Consider the following 14,958-nt stretch of genomic DNA (forward strand, 5'->3'; position numbering starts at 1 on the left):
GTCACTGGTGTTAGGGTGGATTTCCGTGGGTCGGCAGGCCCAGCTGGTTAAAAGCTAGACGAATTGACGTCCTGCCCGTCTTCACGGAGGCCGCCTGTGCGTAAGCACCCGCAAACCGCCACCAAGCACCTCTTCGTCAGCGGTGGGGTCGCTTCCTCGCTCGGCAAGGGATTGACCGCCAGTAGCCTCGGCCAGCTGCTCACCGCCCGCGGATTGCATGTCACGATGCAAAAGCTCGACCCGTATCTCAACGTGGACCCGGGCACGATGAACCCGTTCCAGCATGGCGAGGTCTTCGTCACCGAGGACGGCGCCGAGACCGACCTCGACGTCGGACACTATGAGCGGTTTCTGGATCGCAACCTGTCCGGGTCAGCGAATGTCACTACCGGACAAGTGTATTCAACGGTCATCGCCAAGGAGCGCCGCGGCGAGTACCTCGGCGACACCGTCCAGGTGATCCCGCACATCACCGACGAGATCAAGAGCCGCATCCTTTCGATGGCCGAACCCGACGCCGACGGACGCCGCCCCGACGTCGTCATCACCGAGATCGGCGGAACCGTCGGCGATATCGAGTCGCAGCCCTTCCTGGAGGCCGCGCGGCAGGTGCGCCACGACGTCGGCCGGGAGAACGTCTTCTTCCTGCACGTGTCACTGGTGCCGTACCTGGCGCCGTCCGGCGAGCTCAAGACCAAGCCGACGCAGCACTCGGTGGCTGCGCTGCGCAGCATCGGTATCACCCCCGACGCGTTGATCCTGCGCTGCGACCGTCCCGTTCCCGAGCCGCTGAAGAACAAGATCGCGCTGATGTGCGACGTCGACATCGACGGTGTCATCTCCACTCCGGACGCGCCGTCGATCTACGACATCCCCAAGGTGCTGCACCGCGAGGAGCTCGACGCGTTTGTGGTGCGCCGGCTCAACCTGCCGTTCCGCGACGTCGACTGGACGCAGTGGAACGACCTGCTGCGCCGCGTGCACGAGCCGCACGAAACCGTGCGAATCGCCTTGGTGGGCAAGTACGTTGACCTGTCCGACGCCTACCTGTCGGTGACCGAAGCCTTGCGTGCGGGCGGGTTCCGGCATCACGCCAAGGTCGAGATGGTCTGGGTGCCCTCCGACGACTGCGAGAGCGCCGCCGGTGCGGCGTCGGCGCTGGCCGACGTGCACGGTGTGTTGATCCCCGGCGGGTTCGGCATCCGTGGCATCGAGGGCAAGATCGGCGCCATTCGATACGCCCGGTCGCGCGGGTTACCGGTGTTCGGGCTGTGCCTCGGGTTGCAATGCATCGTGATCGAGGCCGCCCGCTCGGTGGGTCTGACCGAGGCCAACTCGGCCGAATTCGAAGCGTCCACACCGGATCCCGTCATCTCGACGATGGCCGATCAGGAGCACATCGTGGCCGGCGAAGCCGACCTGGGCGGCACCATGCGGCTGGGCGCCTACCCCGCGGTGCTCGATCCGGATTCGATTGTGGCGCAAGCATATGGGGCCACCGAGGTGTCCGAGCGGCATCGCCACCGCTACGAGGTCAACAACGCCTACCGGGAGAAGATCGCCGAAAGCGGCTTGCGGTTCTCCGGGACCTCGCCGGACGGCCACCTGGTGGAGTTCGTCGAATACCTCTCGGACATCCACCCATTCGTCGTCGGCACCCAGGCGCACCCCGAACTGAAGAGCCGGCCCACCCGGCCCCACCCGCTGTTCGTGGCGTTCGTCGGTGCGGCGATCGACTACAAGCAGGGCGAGCTGCTGCCGGTGGAGATCCCCGAGCACACCTCCAACGGCAACCAGCATCGAGACAGCGCCGAGCGGTCGATACCCGAACCCGCCACTCGTGGCTGAGCATGTATTCGAGACGGCGTCGAGCGAAACGCTCTACACCGGAAAGATTTTCGTTCTGCGCTGCGACCAGGTGCGGATGCCCGGCGACAACACCGCAGCACGCGAGGTGCTGGAGCACTACGGCGCGGTAGCCATCGTGGCGATGCGCGACGATCACAGCATCGCGATGGTCTACCAGTACCGGCACACCTTCGGGCGACGGTTGTGGGAGTTGCCGGCGGGTCTGCTCGATCTCGCGGGCGAGCCGGCTCACCTCACCGCGGCCCGCGAACTCGAGGAGGAGGTCGGTCTGCGTGCCGACACCTGGCAGGTGCTCGTCGACCTCGACACCGCACCCGGATACAGCGACGAATCGGTCCGCGTCTTTCTGGCCACCGGGCTGACCGAGATCGGCCGCCCCGAGGCCCACGACGAGGAAGCCGACCTGACGATGCGCTGGATCCCCATCGACGAGGCGGTGCGCCTCGTTTTCAGCGGGGACGTGGTCAATTCCATTGCGGTATCAGGGATCCTGGCCGCACACGCCGTGACGACCGGGTTGGCGCGGCCCCGCCCGGTGGACACCCGGTGGGAAGACAAGCCCACGGCTTTCGCCGCCCGGAAAGCGGCCCAGCAATGACGACCGCGCTGACGCTCGAGACCCAACTGCAGGGTTATCTCGACCACCTGACGATCGAGCGCGGGGTCGCGGCCAACACCCTCAGCTCGTATCGGCGCGATCTGCGCCGCTATTCAAAGCACTTGGAAGAACGCGGAATTCACGACCTGGCCAAGGTCGGCGAGGACGACGTCAGCGAGTTTTTCGTGGCGCTGCGCCGCGGCGATCCCGATTCCGGGGCGGCGGGGTTGTCGGCGGTGTCGGCGGCGCGGGCGCTGATCGCGGTGCGCGGCCTGCATCGCTTCGCCGCCGCCGAGGGGCTGGCCGAACTGGACGTGGCGCGCGCGGTGCGCCCGCCCACGCCGGGCCGGCGGCTGCCCAAGAGCCTGACCATCGACCAGGTGCTGGCGCTGCTGGAAGGCGCGGGCGGGGACAGCCCGTCCGACGGCCCGCTGACGCTGCGCAACCGCGCGCTGCTGGAGCTGTTGTACTCCACCGGAGCACGGATCTCCGAAGCCGTCGGCCTCGACGTCGACGACATCGATACCCAGGCCCGCTCGGTATTGCTGCGGGGCAAGGGCGGCAAGCAGCGGCTGGTCCCGATCGGTCGGCCCGCCGTGGCCGCGCTGGACGCCTACCTGGTGCGGGGGCGTTCGGAGCTGGCTCGCCGCGGCCGCGGCACGGCGGCGATCTTCCTCAATGCCCGCGGCGGACGGCTGTCGCGGCAAAGCGCGTGGCAGGTGTTGCAGGACGCCGCCGAGCGCGCCGGGATTACCTCCGGGGTGTCACCGCACATGCTGCGGCACTCGTTCGCCACCCACCTGCTGGAGGGCGGGGCCGACGTGCGCGTCGTGCAGGAGTTGCTCGGCCACGCCTCGGTGACGACCACCCAGATCTACACCCTGGTCACCGTGCACGCGTTGCGCGAAGTGTGGGCCGGTGCCCACCCCCGCGCCACGTGACCCATCACGGCGAACGTCGAGTTGTCGGGCCAAAAACGCGGCAATCCGCGCAACAAGTCGACGTTCGGCGGGCGGTGGTCAACCCAAAAAGTCGGACTCGAGCACCAGGTCGTACACCATCGACTGGTATTCCAGGTGAGCCTTGTGCTCGACGGTGTTCCACAGCTTGCCCTGCTGCTGACGCATGTACTCGCGGTACTTCGGAGCGCCCGGCACCCGCACGTTGTCGGCGACCGCGATCGAGCCCTGGTGCAGCCAGCCCCGGTCCATGATGCTCAGCAGGTCGTCGAGGTAGGCGGCCTTGTCGTGGTCGACGAACAGGAAATCGAGTGCGCCAGAAGTGAATCCGTGCCCCGCCAGCGCGTCGAGCGTGCGCCCGCCGTCGCCGATCGTGCCCACCACACACGTCACCCGGTCGGCGACACCGGCATGCGCCCAGATCCGCCGGGCGTTGACGGCGTTGGCCTCGGCGAGTTCGACGGAGAACACCTTGGCGTTCGGCGCGGCCCGGGCGATCCGCAGCGCGCCGTAGCCGCAGTAGGTACCCAGCTCCAGCGCGAGCGCGGGATCGGCCCGCCGCACGGCGGTGTCGAGCAGCAAGCCCTTCTCGTCGCCGACGTTGATCAGGATCGCCTTTTCGTAGGCGAACTTGTCGATGGTGGCCAGCACGTCGTCGATGTCACCAGCGCGGGCATTGTTGACGACGTAGTCGACCGCGGCCGCCTCGCGCCCGTCGCCGATCTGGCCCGTCGTGCTGATGTTGTGAATTCCGGCAGCCATCCGCCACACCGACCACCGCAGCAGCGGTACCCGTCGTTTGAGGTCCATAGCCACCTACCCTAGACCCGGCCCGGCGTGCGCCGAATGTTGCTGGTGTGACTGAAGTTAACTCTGGACGCCCCGGCGGGCGCTGACCGCGCGAATTGCCCATATTCCCTGGTTATCTCGCCTGCGGGTCGCCCGGTTTACGCGCGCCTACCCGTTAGACTTTCCGACGATGTTCACCTCCGCAACACCCCGGGCATGACGACCGAGCACCCGGACGACGCCGTCGAGATCGGCTTGACGGGGCGTCCGCCGCGGGCGATCCCGGAACCGCAGCCGCGCACGTCGCACGGCCCGGCCAAGGTTATTGCGATGTGTAACCAGAAGGGCGGCGTCGGGAAAACCACGTCCACGATCAACCTGGGCGCCGCGCTCGCCGAGTACGGCCGGCGGGTGCTGCTGGTGGACATGGACCCGCAGGGTGCGCTGTCGGCGGGCCTGGGCGTCCCGCATTACGACCTGGAGAAGACCATTCACAACGTGCTGGTGGAGCCGCGGGTCTCGATCGAAGACGTGCTGCTGTCCACCCGGGTCAAGCATCTGGACCTGGTGCCCAGCAACATCGACCTGTCGGCCGCCGAGATACAACTGGTCAACGAGGTGGGGCGGGAGCAGACGCTGGGCCGGGCGCTGCACCCGGTGCTGGACCGCTACGACTACGTGCTGATCGACTGCCAGCCGTCGCTGGGCCTGCTCACCGTCAACGGGCTGGCCTGCTCCGACGGCGTCGTCATCCCCACCGAGTGCGAGTTCTTCTCGCTGCGCGGCCTGGCGCTGCTCACCGATACCGTCGACAAGGTGCGTGACCGCCTCAACCCGAAGCTCGAGATCAGCGGCATCCTGCTGACCCGCTACGACCCGCGCACCGTCAACGCCCGCGAGGTGATGGCCCGCGTCGTGGAGCGCTTCGGTGACCTGGTGTTCGACACGGTGATCACCCGGACCGTGCGTTTCCCGGAGACCAGTGTGGCCGGCGAACCGATCACCACCTGGGCGCCGAAGTCGACGGGCGCCATCGCCTATCGCGCGCTGGCCCGCGAGTTCATCGACCGATTCGGCGCGTGAACGACACAGCTAATGGTGAGGCGCCGCCGCAGACCGGCTTCCAGGTCCGCCTCACCAACTTCGAGGGGCCGTTCGACCTGCTGCTGCAGCTGATCTTCGCGCATCGGCTCGACGTCACCGAGGTGGCGCTGCACCAGGTCACCGACGACTTTATCGCCTACACCCGCGAGATCGGCGCCCAGCTGGATCTGGAGGAGACCACCGCGTTCCTCGTGGTCGCCGCGACCCTGCTGGATCTCAAGGCTGCCCGGCTGCTGCCGGCCGGGCAGATCGACGACGAAGAAGACCTCGCGCTGCTCGAGGTGCGCGACCTGCTGTTCGCCCGGCTGTTGCAGTACCGCGCGTTCAAGCACGTCGCGGAGATGTTCGCCGAGCTGGAAGCGACCGCACTGCGCAGCTACCCGCGCGCGGTGTCGCTGGAGGACCGGTTCACCGAACTGCTGCCCGAGGTGATGATCGGTGTCGACGCGCAACGCTTCGCCGAGATCGCCGCGGTCGCGTTCACGCCGCGGCCGGTGCCAACGGTGGCCATCGGCCACCTGCACGAGCTCAAGGTCTCGGTGCCCGAGCAGGCCCAGAAGCTGCTGTCGATGCTCGAAGCGCGCGGTCGCGGGCAATGGGCCACGTTTTCCGAGCTGGTCGCCGACTGCGAGGTACCGATGGAGGTGGTGGGGCGGTTCCTGGCGCTGCTCGAGCTGTATCGGTCCCGGGCGGTAGCATTCGACCAGTCGGAGCCGCTCGGCGTGCTCCAGATTTCGTGGACCGGCGAGCGTCCGAGCACCGAGATACGGGACGAGTAATGACCGAAGACCTGCCCGACCTCGATCTTGGCGATCCCGACGGTGGCCTCCCGGATATCGCCGAGGTCGTGCCGATGGACCCCGAGGAACTCGGGTCCGTGCTGGAGGCGCTGCTGTTGGTGGTCGATACCCCGGTCACCTACGAAGCGCTGGCCGCGGCCACCGAGCAACCCGTCTACCGCATCGCCGCCAAGCTGAAGGCGATGTCCGAGGAACTCGCCGCCCGCGACAGCGGCATCGACCTGCGTAAGACCGGTGAGGGGTGGCGGATGTACACCCGGGCTCGGTATGCGCCGTATGTGGAGAAGCTGCTGTTGGATGGCGCGCGCTCCAAGCTCACCCGGGCAGCGCTGGAGACCCTGGCCGTGGTGGCCTACCGCCAGCCGGTGACCCGCGCGCGGGTCAGCGCGGTCCGCGGGGTCAACGTGGATGCCGTCATGCGAACGTTGTTGGCGCGCGGTCTGATCACCGAGGCCGGCGTCGACGAGGACAGTGGTGCCGCCACGTTCGCGACCACGGAGTTGTTCCTGGAACGCCTGGGCCTGGAGTCGCTGGCCGATTTGCCCGATATCGCACCGCTGCTTCCCGACGTCGACACGATTGAGGATCTGAGCGAATCCCTGGACAGCGAGCCACGTTTCATCAAGCTGTCGGGTGGCCAGACGCCCGAACAGTCGTTGTCGTTTGACGTGGACCAGGATTGATGGCCGACGATCAAGGGATCCGGCTGCAAAAAGTGTTGTCCCAGGCCGGAATTGCGTCGCGTCGGGCGGCCGAGAAATTGATCGTCGAGGGGCGCGTCGAGGTGGACGGTCAGGTGGTGACCGAACTGGGCACCCGGGTCGATCCCGATGCGTCGGTGATTCGAGTCGACGGCGCTCGAATCGCCGTCGACGAGACGCAGGTGTATCTGGCGTTGAACAAGCCACGTGGCATGCATTCGACGATGTCCGACGATCGCGGCCGGCCGTGCATCGGCGATCTGGTCGAGCGGCGAGTGCGGGGCAACAAGAAGCTCTTTCACGTGGGGCGACTCGATGCGGACACCGAGGGCCTGATCCTGCTCACCAACGACGGTGAGCTGGCACACCGGTTGATGCATCCCTCGCACGAAGTGCCCAAGACGTATCTGGCGACGGTCACCGGCACGGTACCGCGCGGGCTGGGCAAGCAGTTGCGGGCCGGTGTTGAGTTGGAGGACGGCCCGGCGCGGGTCGACGATTTTGCTGTGGTCGACGCGATTCCCGGAAAGACGCTGGTGCGGTTGACATTGCACGAAGGCCGCAATCGGATTGTGCGCCGGATGCTGGCGGCGGTCGGTTTCCCGGTGGAGGCGCTGGTGCGCACCGACATCGGCGGGGTTTCGCTGGGCAAGCAGCGCCCGGGCCATATCCGGGCGTTGAGCCAGGGTGAGATCGGCCAGCTGTACAAAGCGGTTGGCCTGTGACGGGCGGCATCGTGGTAGCGATCGACGGCCCGGCGGGAACCGGAAAGTCCTCGGTGTCAAAGGGGTTGGCCAAGGCTCTGGGTGCGCGCTACCTGGACACCGGAGGCATGTACCGGATGGTGACGCTGGCCGTCTTGCGCCACGGGATCGACCCGGCCGATGCGGATGCGGTCGCGCGCGTTGCCGAGACGGTGCAGATGTCGGTCGACTACCGCCCCGACGGGGACCGTTATTTCCTCGGCGGAGAGGATGTCTCGGCCGAGATCCGCGGCGACCAGGTCACCGGAGCGGTGTCGGCGGTGTCGTCGGTTGCCGCGGTGCGGACCCGGCTGGTCGCTCTGCAGCGCGAAATGGCTAAGGGGCCGGGCAATGTCGTCGTCGAGGGCCGCGACATCGGGACGGTGGTCTTGCCCGACGCGCCGGTGAAGATCTTCTTGACGGCGTCGGCCGAGACCCGGGCCCGGCGCCGCAACGATCAGAACGTCGCGGCGGGCCTGCCCGACGATTACGACGGCGTGCTGGCCGACGTGCGCCGCCGCGATCATCTCGATTCCACCCGCGCGTTGTCGCCGCTGCGCCCGGCGCCCGATGCGGTGACCGTCGACACCAGCGACATGACCGAGGCCCAGGTGATCGATCACCTGCTGGAATTGGTCCGGCAGCGAGGCGAGGCGGTGCGGTGACTCAGGACGGCACCTGGTCCGACGAAAGCGATTGGGAAATAGCCGATTCCGGATCGGGAGACTTCGACGAGCCCGGTCCCGCGCCGGTGGTCGCAATCGTCGGCCGACCCAACGTCGGCAAGTCGACGTTGGTCAACCGGATCCTGGGCCGGCGGGAAGCGGTCGTGCAGGACGTTCCCGGCGTGACCCGCGACCGGGTCTCCTACGACGCGCTGTGGACCGGACGCCGGTTCGTCGTCCAGGACACCGGGGGATGGGAGCCCGACGCCAAGGGCTTGCAGCAGCTGGTCGCCGAACAGGCGTCGGTGGCGATGCGTACCGCCGACGCGATCATCCTGGTGGTCGACGCGACGGTCGGGGCGACCAGTGCCGACGAGGCCGCCGCCCGCATCCTGCTGCGCTCCGGCAAGCCAGTTTTCCTGGCCGCCAACAAGGTTGACAGCGAGAAGGTCGAATCCGACGCGGCCGAGCTGTGGTCGCTGGGTCTGGGCGAGCCGCATCCGATCAGCGCGATCCACGGTCGCGGCGTGGCCGATCTGCTCGACGAGGTGCTGGCCGTATTGGCCGAGGTGTCCGAGGCAGCGCCCGCGGTCGGCGGGCCTCGAAGGGTGGCGCTGGTCGGCAAGCCCAACGTCGGAAAGAGCTCGCTGCTCAACAAGCTGGCCGGCGACGAGCGCTCGGTGGTGCACGACGTCGCCGGAACCACCGTGGACCCGGTGGACTCGCTGATCGAATTGGGCGGCAAGGTCTGGCGATTCGTCGACACCGCGGGTCTGCGGCGCAAGGTCGGACAGGCCAGCGGGCACGAGTTCTATGCGTCGGTGCGTACGCACTCGGCCATCGATGCCGCCGAGGTGGTGCTGGTTTTGATCGACGCCTCGCAGCCGCTGACCGAGCAAGACCAGCGGGTGCTGTCCATGGTGATCGAGGCCGGCCGGGCGCTGGTGCTGGCCTTCAACAAATGGGATCTGGTCGACGAGGACCGGCGCGAGCTGCTGGACCGCGAGATCGACCGCGAGCTGTTGCAGCTGCAGTGGGCGGCACGGGTGAACATCTCCGCCAAGACGGGGCGGGCCGTGCAGAAGCTGGTGCCGGCGATGAAGACCGCGCTGGCGTCGTGGGACGCGAGGATTGCCACCGGCCCGCTGAACACCTGGCTCAAGGAGGTCGTCGCGGCCACGCCGCCTCCGGTGCGCGGCGGCAAGCAGCCCCGCATTCTGTTCGCCACTCAGGCCGCCATCCGGCCGCCGACGTTCGTCCTGTTCACCACCGGTTTTCTAGAGGCTGGCTACCGGCGCTTCCTGGAACGGCGGTTGCGCGAGACGTTCGGATTCGACGGCAGCCCGATCCGCATCAATGTGCGGGTGCGCGAAAAGCGCGGGACCGCCAAGCGCCGCTGACATCCGGTCTTGCGGCGAGTGTGAACCCAGGCCGCCCTCCGGCCACACTCGCCACCCTGGATACACACCCAGCGTGGTGCTGCGGGATTCATGCTGATGTTCTCTCGCATACCGGGGGAAACTACCCGTATCGCAGGAATATATCGGAGGACTAGTGAGCGCGGCGCGGTTCAGCGTGCAGGACAAGTTGATCCTGATCACCGGGGCGACCGGATCCCTGGGCAGCGCGGCGACCAGGGCCCTGGCCGACGCCGGGGCCCGGCTGACGCTGCCCGGCGGCAACACCGAGCGACTGGCCGAGCTGGTAGACGAGACCGGCCGTCACGACCTGGCCGTCGTGGTCCGTCGGCCCGAGACGCCGGCCGATGCGCAGGCCATGGTCGCCGCGGCCGTGGCCAAGCACGGTCGGCTCGACGGCGTCTTGGTCGCTTCGGGCATGAACCACGTCGCACCCATCACCGAGATGGGCGTCGAGGATTTCGACGACGTGATGAAGGCGAACGCGCGCGGCGCCTGGCTGGTGTGTCAGGCCGCCGGGCGGGTGCTGCTGCGGCAGGGCGGGGGCGGCAGCGTCGTGCTGGTTTCCTCGGTGCGCGGCAGCCTCGGCCATGCCGCCGGTTACAGCGCCTACTGCCCGTCGAAGGCGGCGACCGACTTGCTGGCCAAGTCTTTGGCCGCCGAGTGGGGCCCACAGGGCATTCGGGTAAATGCCTTGGCGCCCACGGTTTTCCGATCGGAGTTGACCGAATGGATGTACGCCGACGACGAAAGGGGCCGCGAAACCCGCGAGGCGATGTTCGCCCGAATCCCGTTGCGCCGCTTCGCCGAACCGGAAAACTTCGTCGGCGCGCTGATCTATCTGCTCAGCGACGCATCGAGTTTCTACACCGGCCAGGTGATGTACCTGGATGGCGGGTACACGGCATGCTGACCCGAAAGGAACCGTCGTGACCATGGCCTGGCCGCTGGGCAAAGCCGAAGCGAAGCTGGAATTCTACGATCTGTCGCATCCGTGGGGTCATGGCGTGCCGGCCTGGCCGTACTTCGAGGACGTGAAGATCGAACGGCTGCACACCATGGCCAAAAGCCGGGTGCTGACCCAAAAGGTCACTACCGTCATGCATTCCGGCACGCACATCGATGCTCCCGGCCACGTCATCGAAGGCACGCCGCTGCTGCACGAGATCCCGCTGAGCGCGTTCTTCGGCACCGGGGTGGTGGTGTCGATCCCGAAAACGAAGTGGGAGGTCGTCACCGCCGAGGACTTGGAGCAGGCCACGCCCGAGATCCGGCCCGGTGACATCGTGATCGTCAACACCGGCTGGCATCACACCTACGCCGATGGTGCCGAGTATTACGCCTACTCGCCGGGTTTCTACAAAGACGCCGGGGAGTGGTTCGCCGCCAAGGGCGTCAAAGCCGTCGGTACGGACACCCAGGCGTTGGACCATCCGATGGCCATCGCGATCGCTCCGCATGGTCCGGCCGAGTATACGGGTGGGTTATTGCCCTGGGCAGTAACGGAATACGAGAAGCACACCGGTCGAAATGTGCTCGACGACTTCCCGGAGTGGGAGCCGTGCCACCGGGCGATTCTGTCCAAAGGCATCTACGGCTTCGAGAATGTGGGTGGCGACTTGGACAAGGTCACCGGCAAGCGGGTCACCTTCTCGGCGTACCCGTGGCGGTGGGTCGGCGGCGACGGCTGTATCGTGCGTTTGGTGGCGATCCTCGATCCACGGGCAGCTACCGCATCGAGACCGGGAGCTGAGGTGACCGTCGACTCAGATGAGGCCCGCGGCAGCGGAATTCAGGTCATCGCCCGCGCGGCCGAAATGTTGCGCCTGCTGCAGGCGCACCCCGGTGGGCTGAGCCAGGCCGAGATTGGCGAGCGGCTGGGCATGGCGCGCTCGACCGTGAGCCGGATCCTCAACGCGCTTGACGACGAAGGCCTGGTGGCCGCGCGCGCGGCGCGGGGTCGCTATCGACTGGGTCCCGAGATCGCCCGTATGGCTACCACCGTTCGCCGCAGCGTCGTGTTCGACGTGCACCCGTTCATCGAGGAGCTGTCCCGCGAAATGGAGGAGACCGTCGACCTGTCGATCCTGGACGGTGATCGCGCGACCTTCGTCGACGAGGTCGTCTCCCCACACCGCCTGCGGGCCATCAGCGCGGTCGGCGAGTCGTTTCCGCTGCACTGCTGCGCCAACGGCAAGGCCTTGCTGGCCACCCTGTCGGCCGACGAGCAGGCCCGAGCCCTGCCGAGCCGACTCGCCAGGCTCACCGCGAACACGATCACGACGCCGGCGGCGTTGCGCAAGGAGCTGGAGAGCGTCCGGACCGGGGGCATCGCGTATGACCGCGAAGAGCAGAGCGAGGGCATCTGCGCGGTAGGTGCGGTATTAAAACGTGGCAGCGACGAGGCGGTCGCGGTCAGCGTGCCCGTCCCTGCGCAGCGCTTCTACCGCCGCGAAGCCGAGCTCGCCCAGGCGCTGCTGGCCTGGATAGAAAAGGTCGACGCCTGGTTTGCGAAGCCGGGCGATTAGGAGACACGCAAGTCAGCGAGGCAATGGCGGCCTGGGGCCGCGGCTACGGTAGGCTGTCGACCTGCTGCCGGTGGACTCATCGGCACACGGGCTGTGGCGCAGTTTGGTAGCGCACTTGACTGGGGGTCAAGTGGTCGCAGGTTCAAATCCTGTCAGCCCGACACTGTCAGCCCGGCAGAGCAAAAAGTGCTCTGACCTATGTTGACGCGATTCCGCCAGGATTAGATGACGCGCAGCTGGGGACCACTTGCGACTCGCTGCGGACATTAGAGGGTCACCCCGGGGAGTGATCACTCCGCCGCCCCTGTCGGTCTTTCCCGGTAGACGGGTCGCTTCCTCAAGGATGCTTCACAACTCCAATGTTGACGGATATGGTCCCTGACAAGGCGGCCTCCCGGCAGCGGCGGTTCAGCGCCACGTTAAGCGACGACGACGGTCGGCGCGGCAGTATCAAAGGCTGAGAAGGACGCGAGAGCCGTCGGGACGCTTCACCGCCACTTCCAGCTCGCCGCCGGTGGCCTCGACGTACTTCCGGAGGGTATCGACCCGGCTGGTGCCCAGATTCCCGTGCTCCATTTGAGATACGCGATTTTGTCCGACGCCGATGGCTGCTGCAAGAGAGGTCTGGGTGTAACCAGCGTCTTCACGCAGTTCACGGAGACGGTACTGCGCAACCTCGCGATCCATCTCGTCCTTGATTGCGTCGATGCGGGCGCGGTTGCCCGGACGGCGACGTCGAAGATCATCAAGCGTGGTCATCGTTTCTTCCCCTTTCGTAGCTTCGGCTTGGCGGCTTTGGCCGCTTCAGCCTCCTTCAACAGCTTCTGTTGGTGTGCGGTGAAGAGGCGATCGGCGATGGGAATAATCGTCGCATACCACTTCGTCCAATTTCCTGCCTTGTCCCCGGCGACCAGCATGATCGCCCGAGACTGGAGGTCGAACGCGAAGAACACTCGTATGTGGGCTCCGTCTTTCGTAGCGCGAGGCCGAAGCTCCTTCATGTTCGGGTGCTCTGAGCCTTCGAGGCTGTCCACGAACGGCCGGCGTGTGACCGGTCCGTGTTCCTCCAACTGCTCAAGAGCGGCAATCACGTTGTCGTATTCCTCGTCATCGAGGGCGTTGATCCATGCTTCGATGAGAGTCAGATCGACCTCCCATTTCCGCACAGAGAACACAATATCAGCTTTAACTGATATCAGCTAGAGATGATTCCCTGAGGCTGTCGCGAGCAGGTCGTGGGGACCATCCGGGGACCGCACGTTGAGCGCGTCACCGAACGACGTGCGCATTCGTGAACGCCACGTATCGCGCTTGACCCGGGAAAACCGCCAACGAACTGGGCAAACGCGCTATCCCCACTTCCTGGGGGTCAAGTGGTCGCAGGGCTCAGATCCGGTCAGCCCGACGCAGCTCAGAGGTAGTTTTCGCGGTTCGGGAGCCGTCTTTTTTATGCCCGGCCGCCTTTGTATACCGCCATCACATCTGAGCGCATTGCCGAGTCCTTTCACCGCGGCCCTCGCGGCGTCGTTGCTGGTGTGCCCGTAAAGATCGTCAGTGATGCTGATTGACGCGTGGTCGAGCACGTCGGCCGCGGCCTTGATGTGTGCGCCTGATTCCAGTCAGCCGACGTTTGCCGAATGACGATCTCGTCGAGCATAAGCTCCTGCTTTTCGGCGAGGAACTTATGTCAACGATGAACGAGCGCCGCGCGATGTTTGAAGTGCTGACGATCCTGTGGCCGGGCTATTCAATTTCGTGGGCATACGATGCGACAGCCGAAATCGCTGCTTACGTTGATCACGATACACCGTTGCACAACAATCATTTTCAGCCTGAGCTGGTCCTGGCCAAGGACACTACCCACTTGCATCACCTCCTGACCGTGGTCGGCGCGGACACAACATTGCGTGGGTGGCCATTGCGGTGGGGCAGTAGCGCAGCCTGGCACGGTCCACAACTACTAGAGAAACTGCCCGGCCCCGGCCAAACCGCCCTGAAGTTGGGCATACTTCCAGAAAGCGGCATCCACGTTCAGAAAGCGGCATCCACGTTGACGTACCTGAAAAGACACTGGGGATTTGGCTGACCAATCCAGAGCCAGGACTGTTCCGGTGGCTGCCCGAGCTATGGCCAGGGTGGCGCATCGAGCGCTGGGATGATTGCTACGAGGAACACCTCCTTCGGTGCGGCCCGAGCATCACCGCGCCTGAACTCGACATTGCCTCGGGAATTACAGTCGCCGAATCATGGCTTCGCCGAAGGGTTTACGAAGGCTACGCGGATAGCCCGGCAGGCCAACTAAGGAGCCTTGCCACCATGTTGGGCGCCGTAGGGTCGGATCTGAACGTCGGCGAGCTTGCGGTCTTTCGAACAGGAGAACGGCCCACGACCCGAAAATGGGCGACTTTCGAGCATGCCTGCGCACAGGTTCGCCTGGGGAAGAACGCGGCGTGAAAGCAGTCGTGCGACCTTCGGCAGCGGACAAACCCGCTCTCCGTGCACTTGCGTTGTATCCGATTGTACGGCGAATGTACGTACAAATGAGTGCGAGTTGGTGCCGTCGCTCCGGACCGTGGGACGGTTCGCGACCTGGGGAAACGTTCTCCAGCACTCTTCTTGAAACACCTAGCTGGCCACCCGGCCGAACGAACCCAAGGCTGAGCGGAATCGCGCATCGGCGGGCATCACGCCACCCGTTACGCGAAATGCACTGTGCCCCTGCGGCAGCGACGCAATCCCATCGTTCACTCCGGCGGTCGTGAGGACTTTGGACCCTATTTCCTC

General features: G+C 66.1%; 15 protein-coding genes, 1 tRNA gene and 1 pseudogene. 14 read left to right on the forward strand and 3 right to left on the reverse strand.

Going from position 1 to position 14,958, the window contains the following annotated elements:
- The first annotated feature begins 96 nt into the window (after window positions 1–96).
- The 3 genes from T428_RS0100295 to xerD are packed head-to-tail and all read left to right on the forward strand — an operon-like array spanning window position 97 to window position 3,408.
- Window positions 97–1,848 (forward strand): CTP synthase, encoded by a 1,752-nt coding sequence (locus T428_RS0100295; RefSeq protein WP_025734916.1) that lies wholly within the window; start codon window positions 97–99, stop codon window positions 1,846–1,848.
- Window positions 1,841–2,467, forward strand: a complete 627-nt coding sequence (locus tag T428_RS0100300) for an NUDIX domain-containing protein (protein ID WP_025734917.1) — start codon at window positions 1,841–1,843, stop codon at window positions 2,465–2,467. Before T428_RS0100295 ends, T428_RS0100300 begins: the two co-directional genes overlap by 8 nt.
- A complete protein-coding gene (gene xerD, locus T428_RS0100305) occupies window positions 2,464–3,408 on the forward strand; it encodes a site-specific tyrosine recombinase XerD (protein ID WP_036466747.1) in 945 nt (314 codons plus the stop codon). Before T428_RS0100300 ends, xerD begins: the two co-directional genes overlap by 4 nt.
- A 78-nt stretch (window positions 3,409–3,486) precedes the next feature.
- Here the strand turns inward: xerD and T428_RS0100310 are convergent, their stop codons facing one another.
- Window positions 3,487–4,236 (reverse strand): O-methyltransferase, encoded by a 750-nt coding sequence (locus T428_RS0100310; RefSeq protein WP_036466749.1) that lies wholly within the window; start codon window positions 4,234–4,236, stop codon window positions 3,487–3,489.
- Window positions 4,237–4,431: 195 nt separating this feature from the next.
- Between T428_RS0100310 and T428_RS0100315 the strand changes: the two genes are divergently transcribed.
- The 10 genes and pseudogenes from T428_RS0100315 (at window position 4,432) to T428_RS0100360 (ending at window position 12,335) form a co-directional block, all read left to right on the forward strand.
- Window positions 4,432–5,298 carry a ParA family protein gene (locus T428_RS0100315; protein WP_025734920.1) on the forward strand — a complete coding sequence of 289 codons (867 nt, stop codon included), beginning with the start codon at window positions 4,432–4,434 and terminating at the stop codon, window positions 5,296–5,298.
- Window positions 5,295–6,098, forward strand: coding sequence for a segregation/condensation protein A (locus T428_RS0100320; protein ID WP_025734921.1), 804 nt, complete (start codon window positions 5,295–5,297; stop codon window positions 6,096–6,098). Before T428_RS0100315 ends, T428_RS0100320 begins: the two co-directional genes overlap by 4 nt.
- On the forward strand, window positions 6,098–6,802 hold the full coding sequence (gene scpB, locus T428_RS0100325) for an SMC-Scp complex subunit ScpB (protein WP_025734922.1): 705 nt from the start codon (window positions 6,098–6,100) through the stop codon (window positions 6,800–6,802). Before T428_RS0100320 ends, scpB begins: the two co-directional genes overlap by 1 nt.
- Window positions 6,802–7,545, forward strand: coding sequence for a pseudouridine synthase (locus T428_RS0100330; protein WP_036466753.1), 744 nt, complete (start codon window positions 6,802–6,804; stop codon window positions 7,543–7,545). Before scpB ends, T428_RS0100330 begins: the two co-directional genes overlap by 1 nt.
- A complete protein-coding gene (gene cmk / locus T428_RS0100335; protein WP_025734924.1) occupies window positions 7,542–8,228 on the forward strand; it encodes a (d)CMP kinase in 687 nt (228 codons plus the stop codon). The genes T428_RS0100330 and cmk overlap by 4 nt, the downstream gene beginning before the upstream one ends.
- Complete coding sequence (gene der, locus T428_RS0100340; RefSeq protein WP_025734925.1) at window positions 8,225–9,628, forward strand: ribosome biogenesis GTPase Der; 1,404 nt, start codon at window positions 8,225–8,227, stop codon at window positions 9,626–9,628. Before cmk ends, der begins: the two co-directional genes overlap by 4 nt.
- A gap of 154 nt (window positions 9,629–9,782) precedes the next feature.
- Window positions 9,783–10,559, forward strand: coding sequence for an SDR family NAD(P)-dependent oxidoreductase (locus T428_RS0100345; protein ID WP_025734926.1), 777 nt, complete (start codon window positions 9,783–9,785; stop codon window positions 10,557–10,559).
- 16 nt (window positions 10,560–10,575) lie between these two features.
- Window positions 10,576–11,399: pseudogene (locus T428_RS24585) on the forward strand (cyclase family protein).
- Between the two features lies 1 nt (window position 11,400).
- The gene (locus T428_RS0100355) at window positions 11,401–12,174 is read left to right on the forward strand and encodes an IclR family transcriptional regulator (RefSeq protein ID WP_025734927.1); all 774 of its coding nucleotides are present in this window, start codon (window positions 11,401–11,403) and stop codon (window positions 12,172–12,174) included.
- An 87-nt stretch (window positions 12,175–12,261) separates the two neighbouring features.
- Window positions 12,262–12,335, forward strand: a tRNA-Pro gene (locus T428_RS0100360).
- 289 nt (window positions 12,336–12,624) lie between these two features.
- Here T428_RS0100360 and T428_RS0100365 read toward each other — a convergent pair.
- Together T428_RS0100365 and T428_RS0100370 are read right to left on the reverse strand one after the other, a co-directional pair.
- Window positions 12,625–12,933, reverse strand: a complete 309-nt coding sequence (locus tag T428_RS0100365; RefSeq protein ID WP_025734928.1) for a helix-turn-helix domain-containing protein — start codon at window positions 12,931–12,933, stop codon at window positions 12,625–12,627.
- Window positions 12,930–13,340 (reverse strand): type II toxin-antitoxin system RelE/ParE family toxin, encoded by a 411-nt coding sequence (locus T428_RS0100370; RefSeq protein ID WP_025734929.1) that lies wholly within the window; start codon window positions 13,338–13,340, stop codon window positions 12,930–12,932. The genes T428_RS0100365 and T428_RS0100370 overlap by 4 nt, the downstream gene beginning before the upstream one ends.
- Window positions 13,341–13,777: 437 nt before the next feature.
- On the opposite strand from T428_RS0100370, the gene T428_RS30820 reads away from it, so the two are divergent.
- Window positions 13,778–14,260, forward strand: coding sequence for a hypothetical protein (locus T428_RS30820; protein ID WP_156942810.1), 483 nt, complete (start codon window positions 13,778–13,780; stop codon window positions 14,258–14,260).
- Window positions 14,261–14,958 lie beyond the last annotated feature (698 nt).

This window comes from Mycobacterium genavense ATCC 51234, assembly GCF_000526915.1.
Lineage (GTDB): Bacteria > Actinomycetota > Actinomycetes > Mycobacteriales > Mycobacteriaceae > Mycobacterium > Mycobacterium genavense.

What these genes read in the sequence shown, in the direction of transcription:
- T428_RS0100310 (WP_036466749.1), bottom strand. Translation starts at nt 4,236, where the DNA reads ATGGACCTCAAACGACGGGTACCGCTGCTGCGGTGGTCGGTGTGGCGG.
- scpB (WP_025734922.1), top strand. Translation starts at nt 6,098, where the DNA reads ATGACCGAAGACCTGCCCGACCTCGATCTTGGCGATCCCGACGGTGGC.
- T428_RS0100315 (WP_025734920.1), top strand. Translation starts at nt 4,432, where the DNA reads ATGACGACCGAGCACCCGGACGACGCCGTCGAGATCGGCTTGACGGGG.
- T428_RS0100365 (WP_025734928.1), bottom strand. Translation starts at nt 12,933, where the DNA reads ATGACCACGCTTGATGATCTTCGACGTCGCCGTCCGGGCAACCGCGCC.
- xerD (WP_036466747.1), top strand. Translation starts at nt 2,464, where the DNA reads ATGACGACCGCGCTGACGCTCGAGACCCAACTGCAGGGTTATCTCGAC.
- T428_RS0100330 (WP_036466753.1), top strand. Translation starts at nt 6,802, where the DNA reads ATGGCCGACGATCAAGGGATCCGGCTGCAAAAAGTGTTGTCCCAGGCC.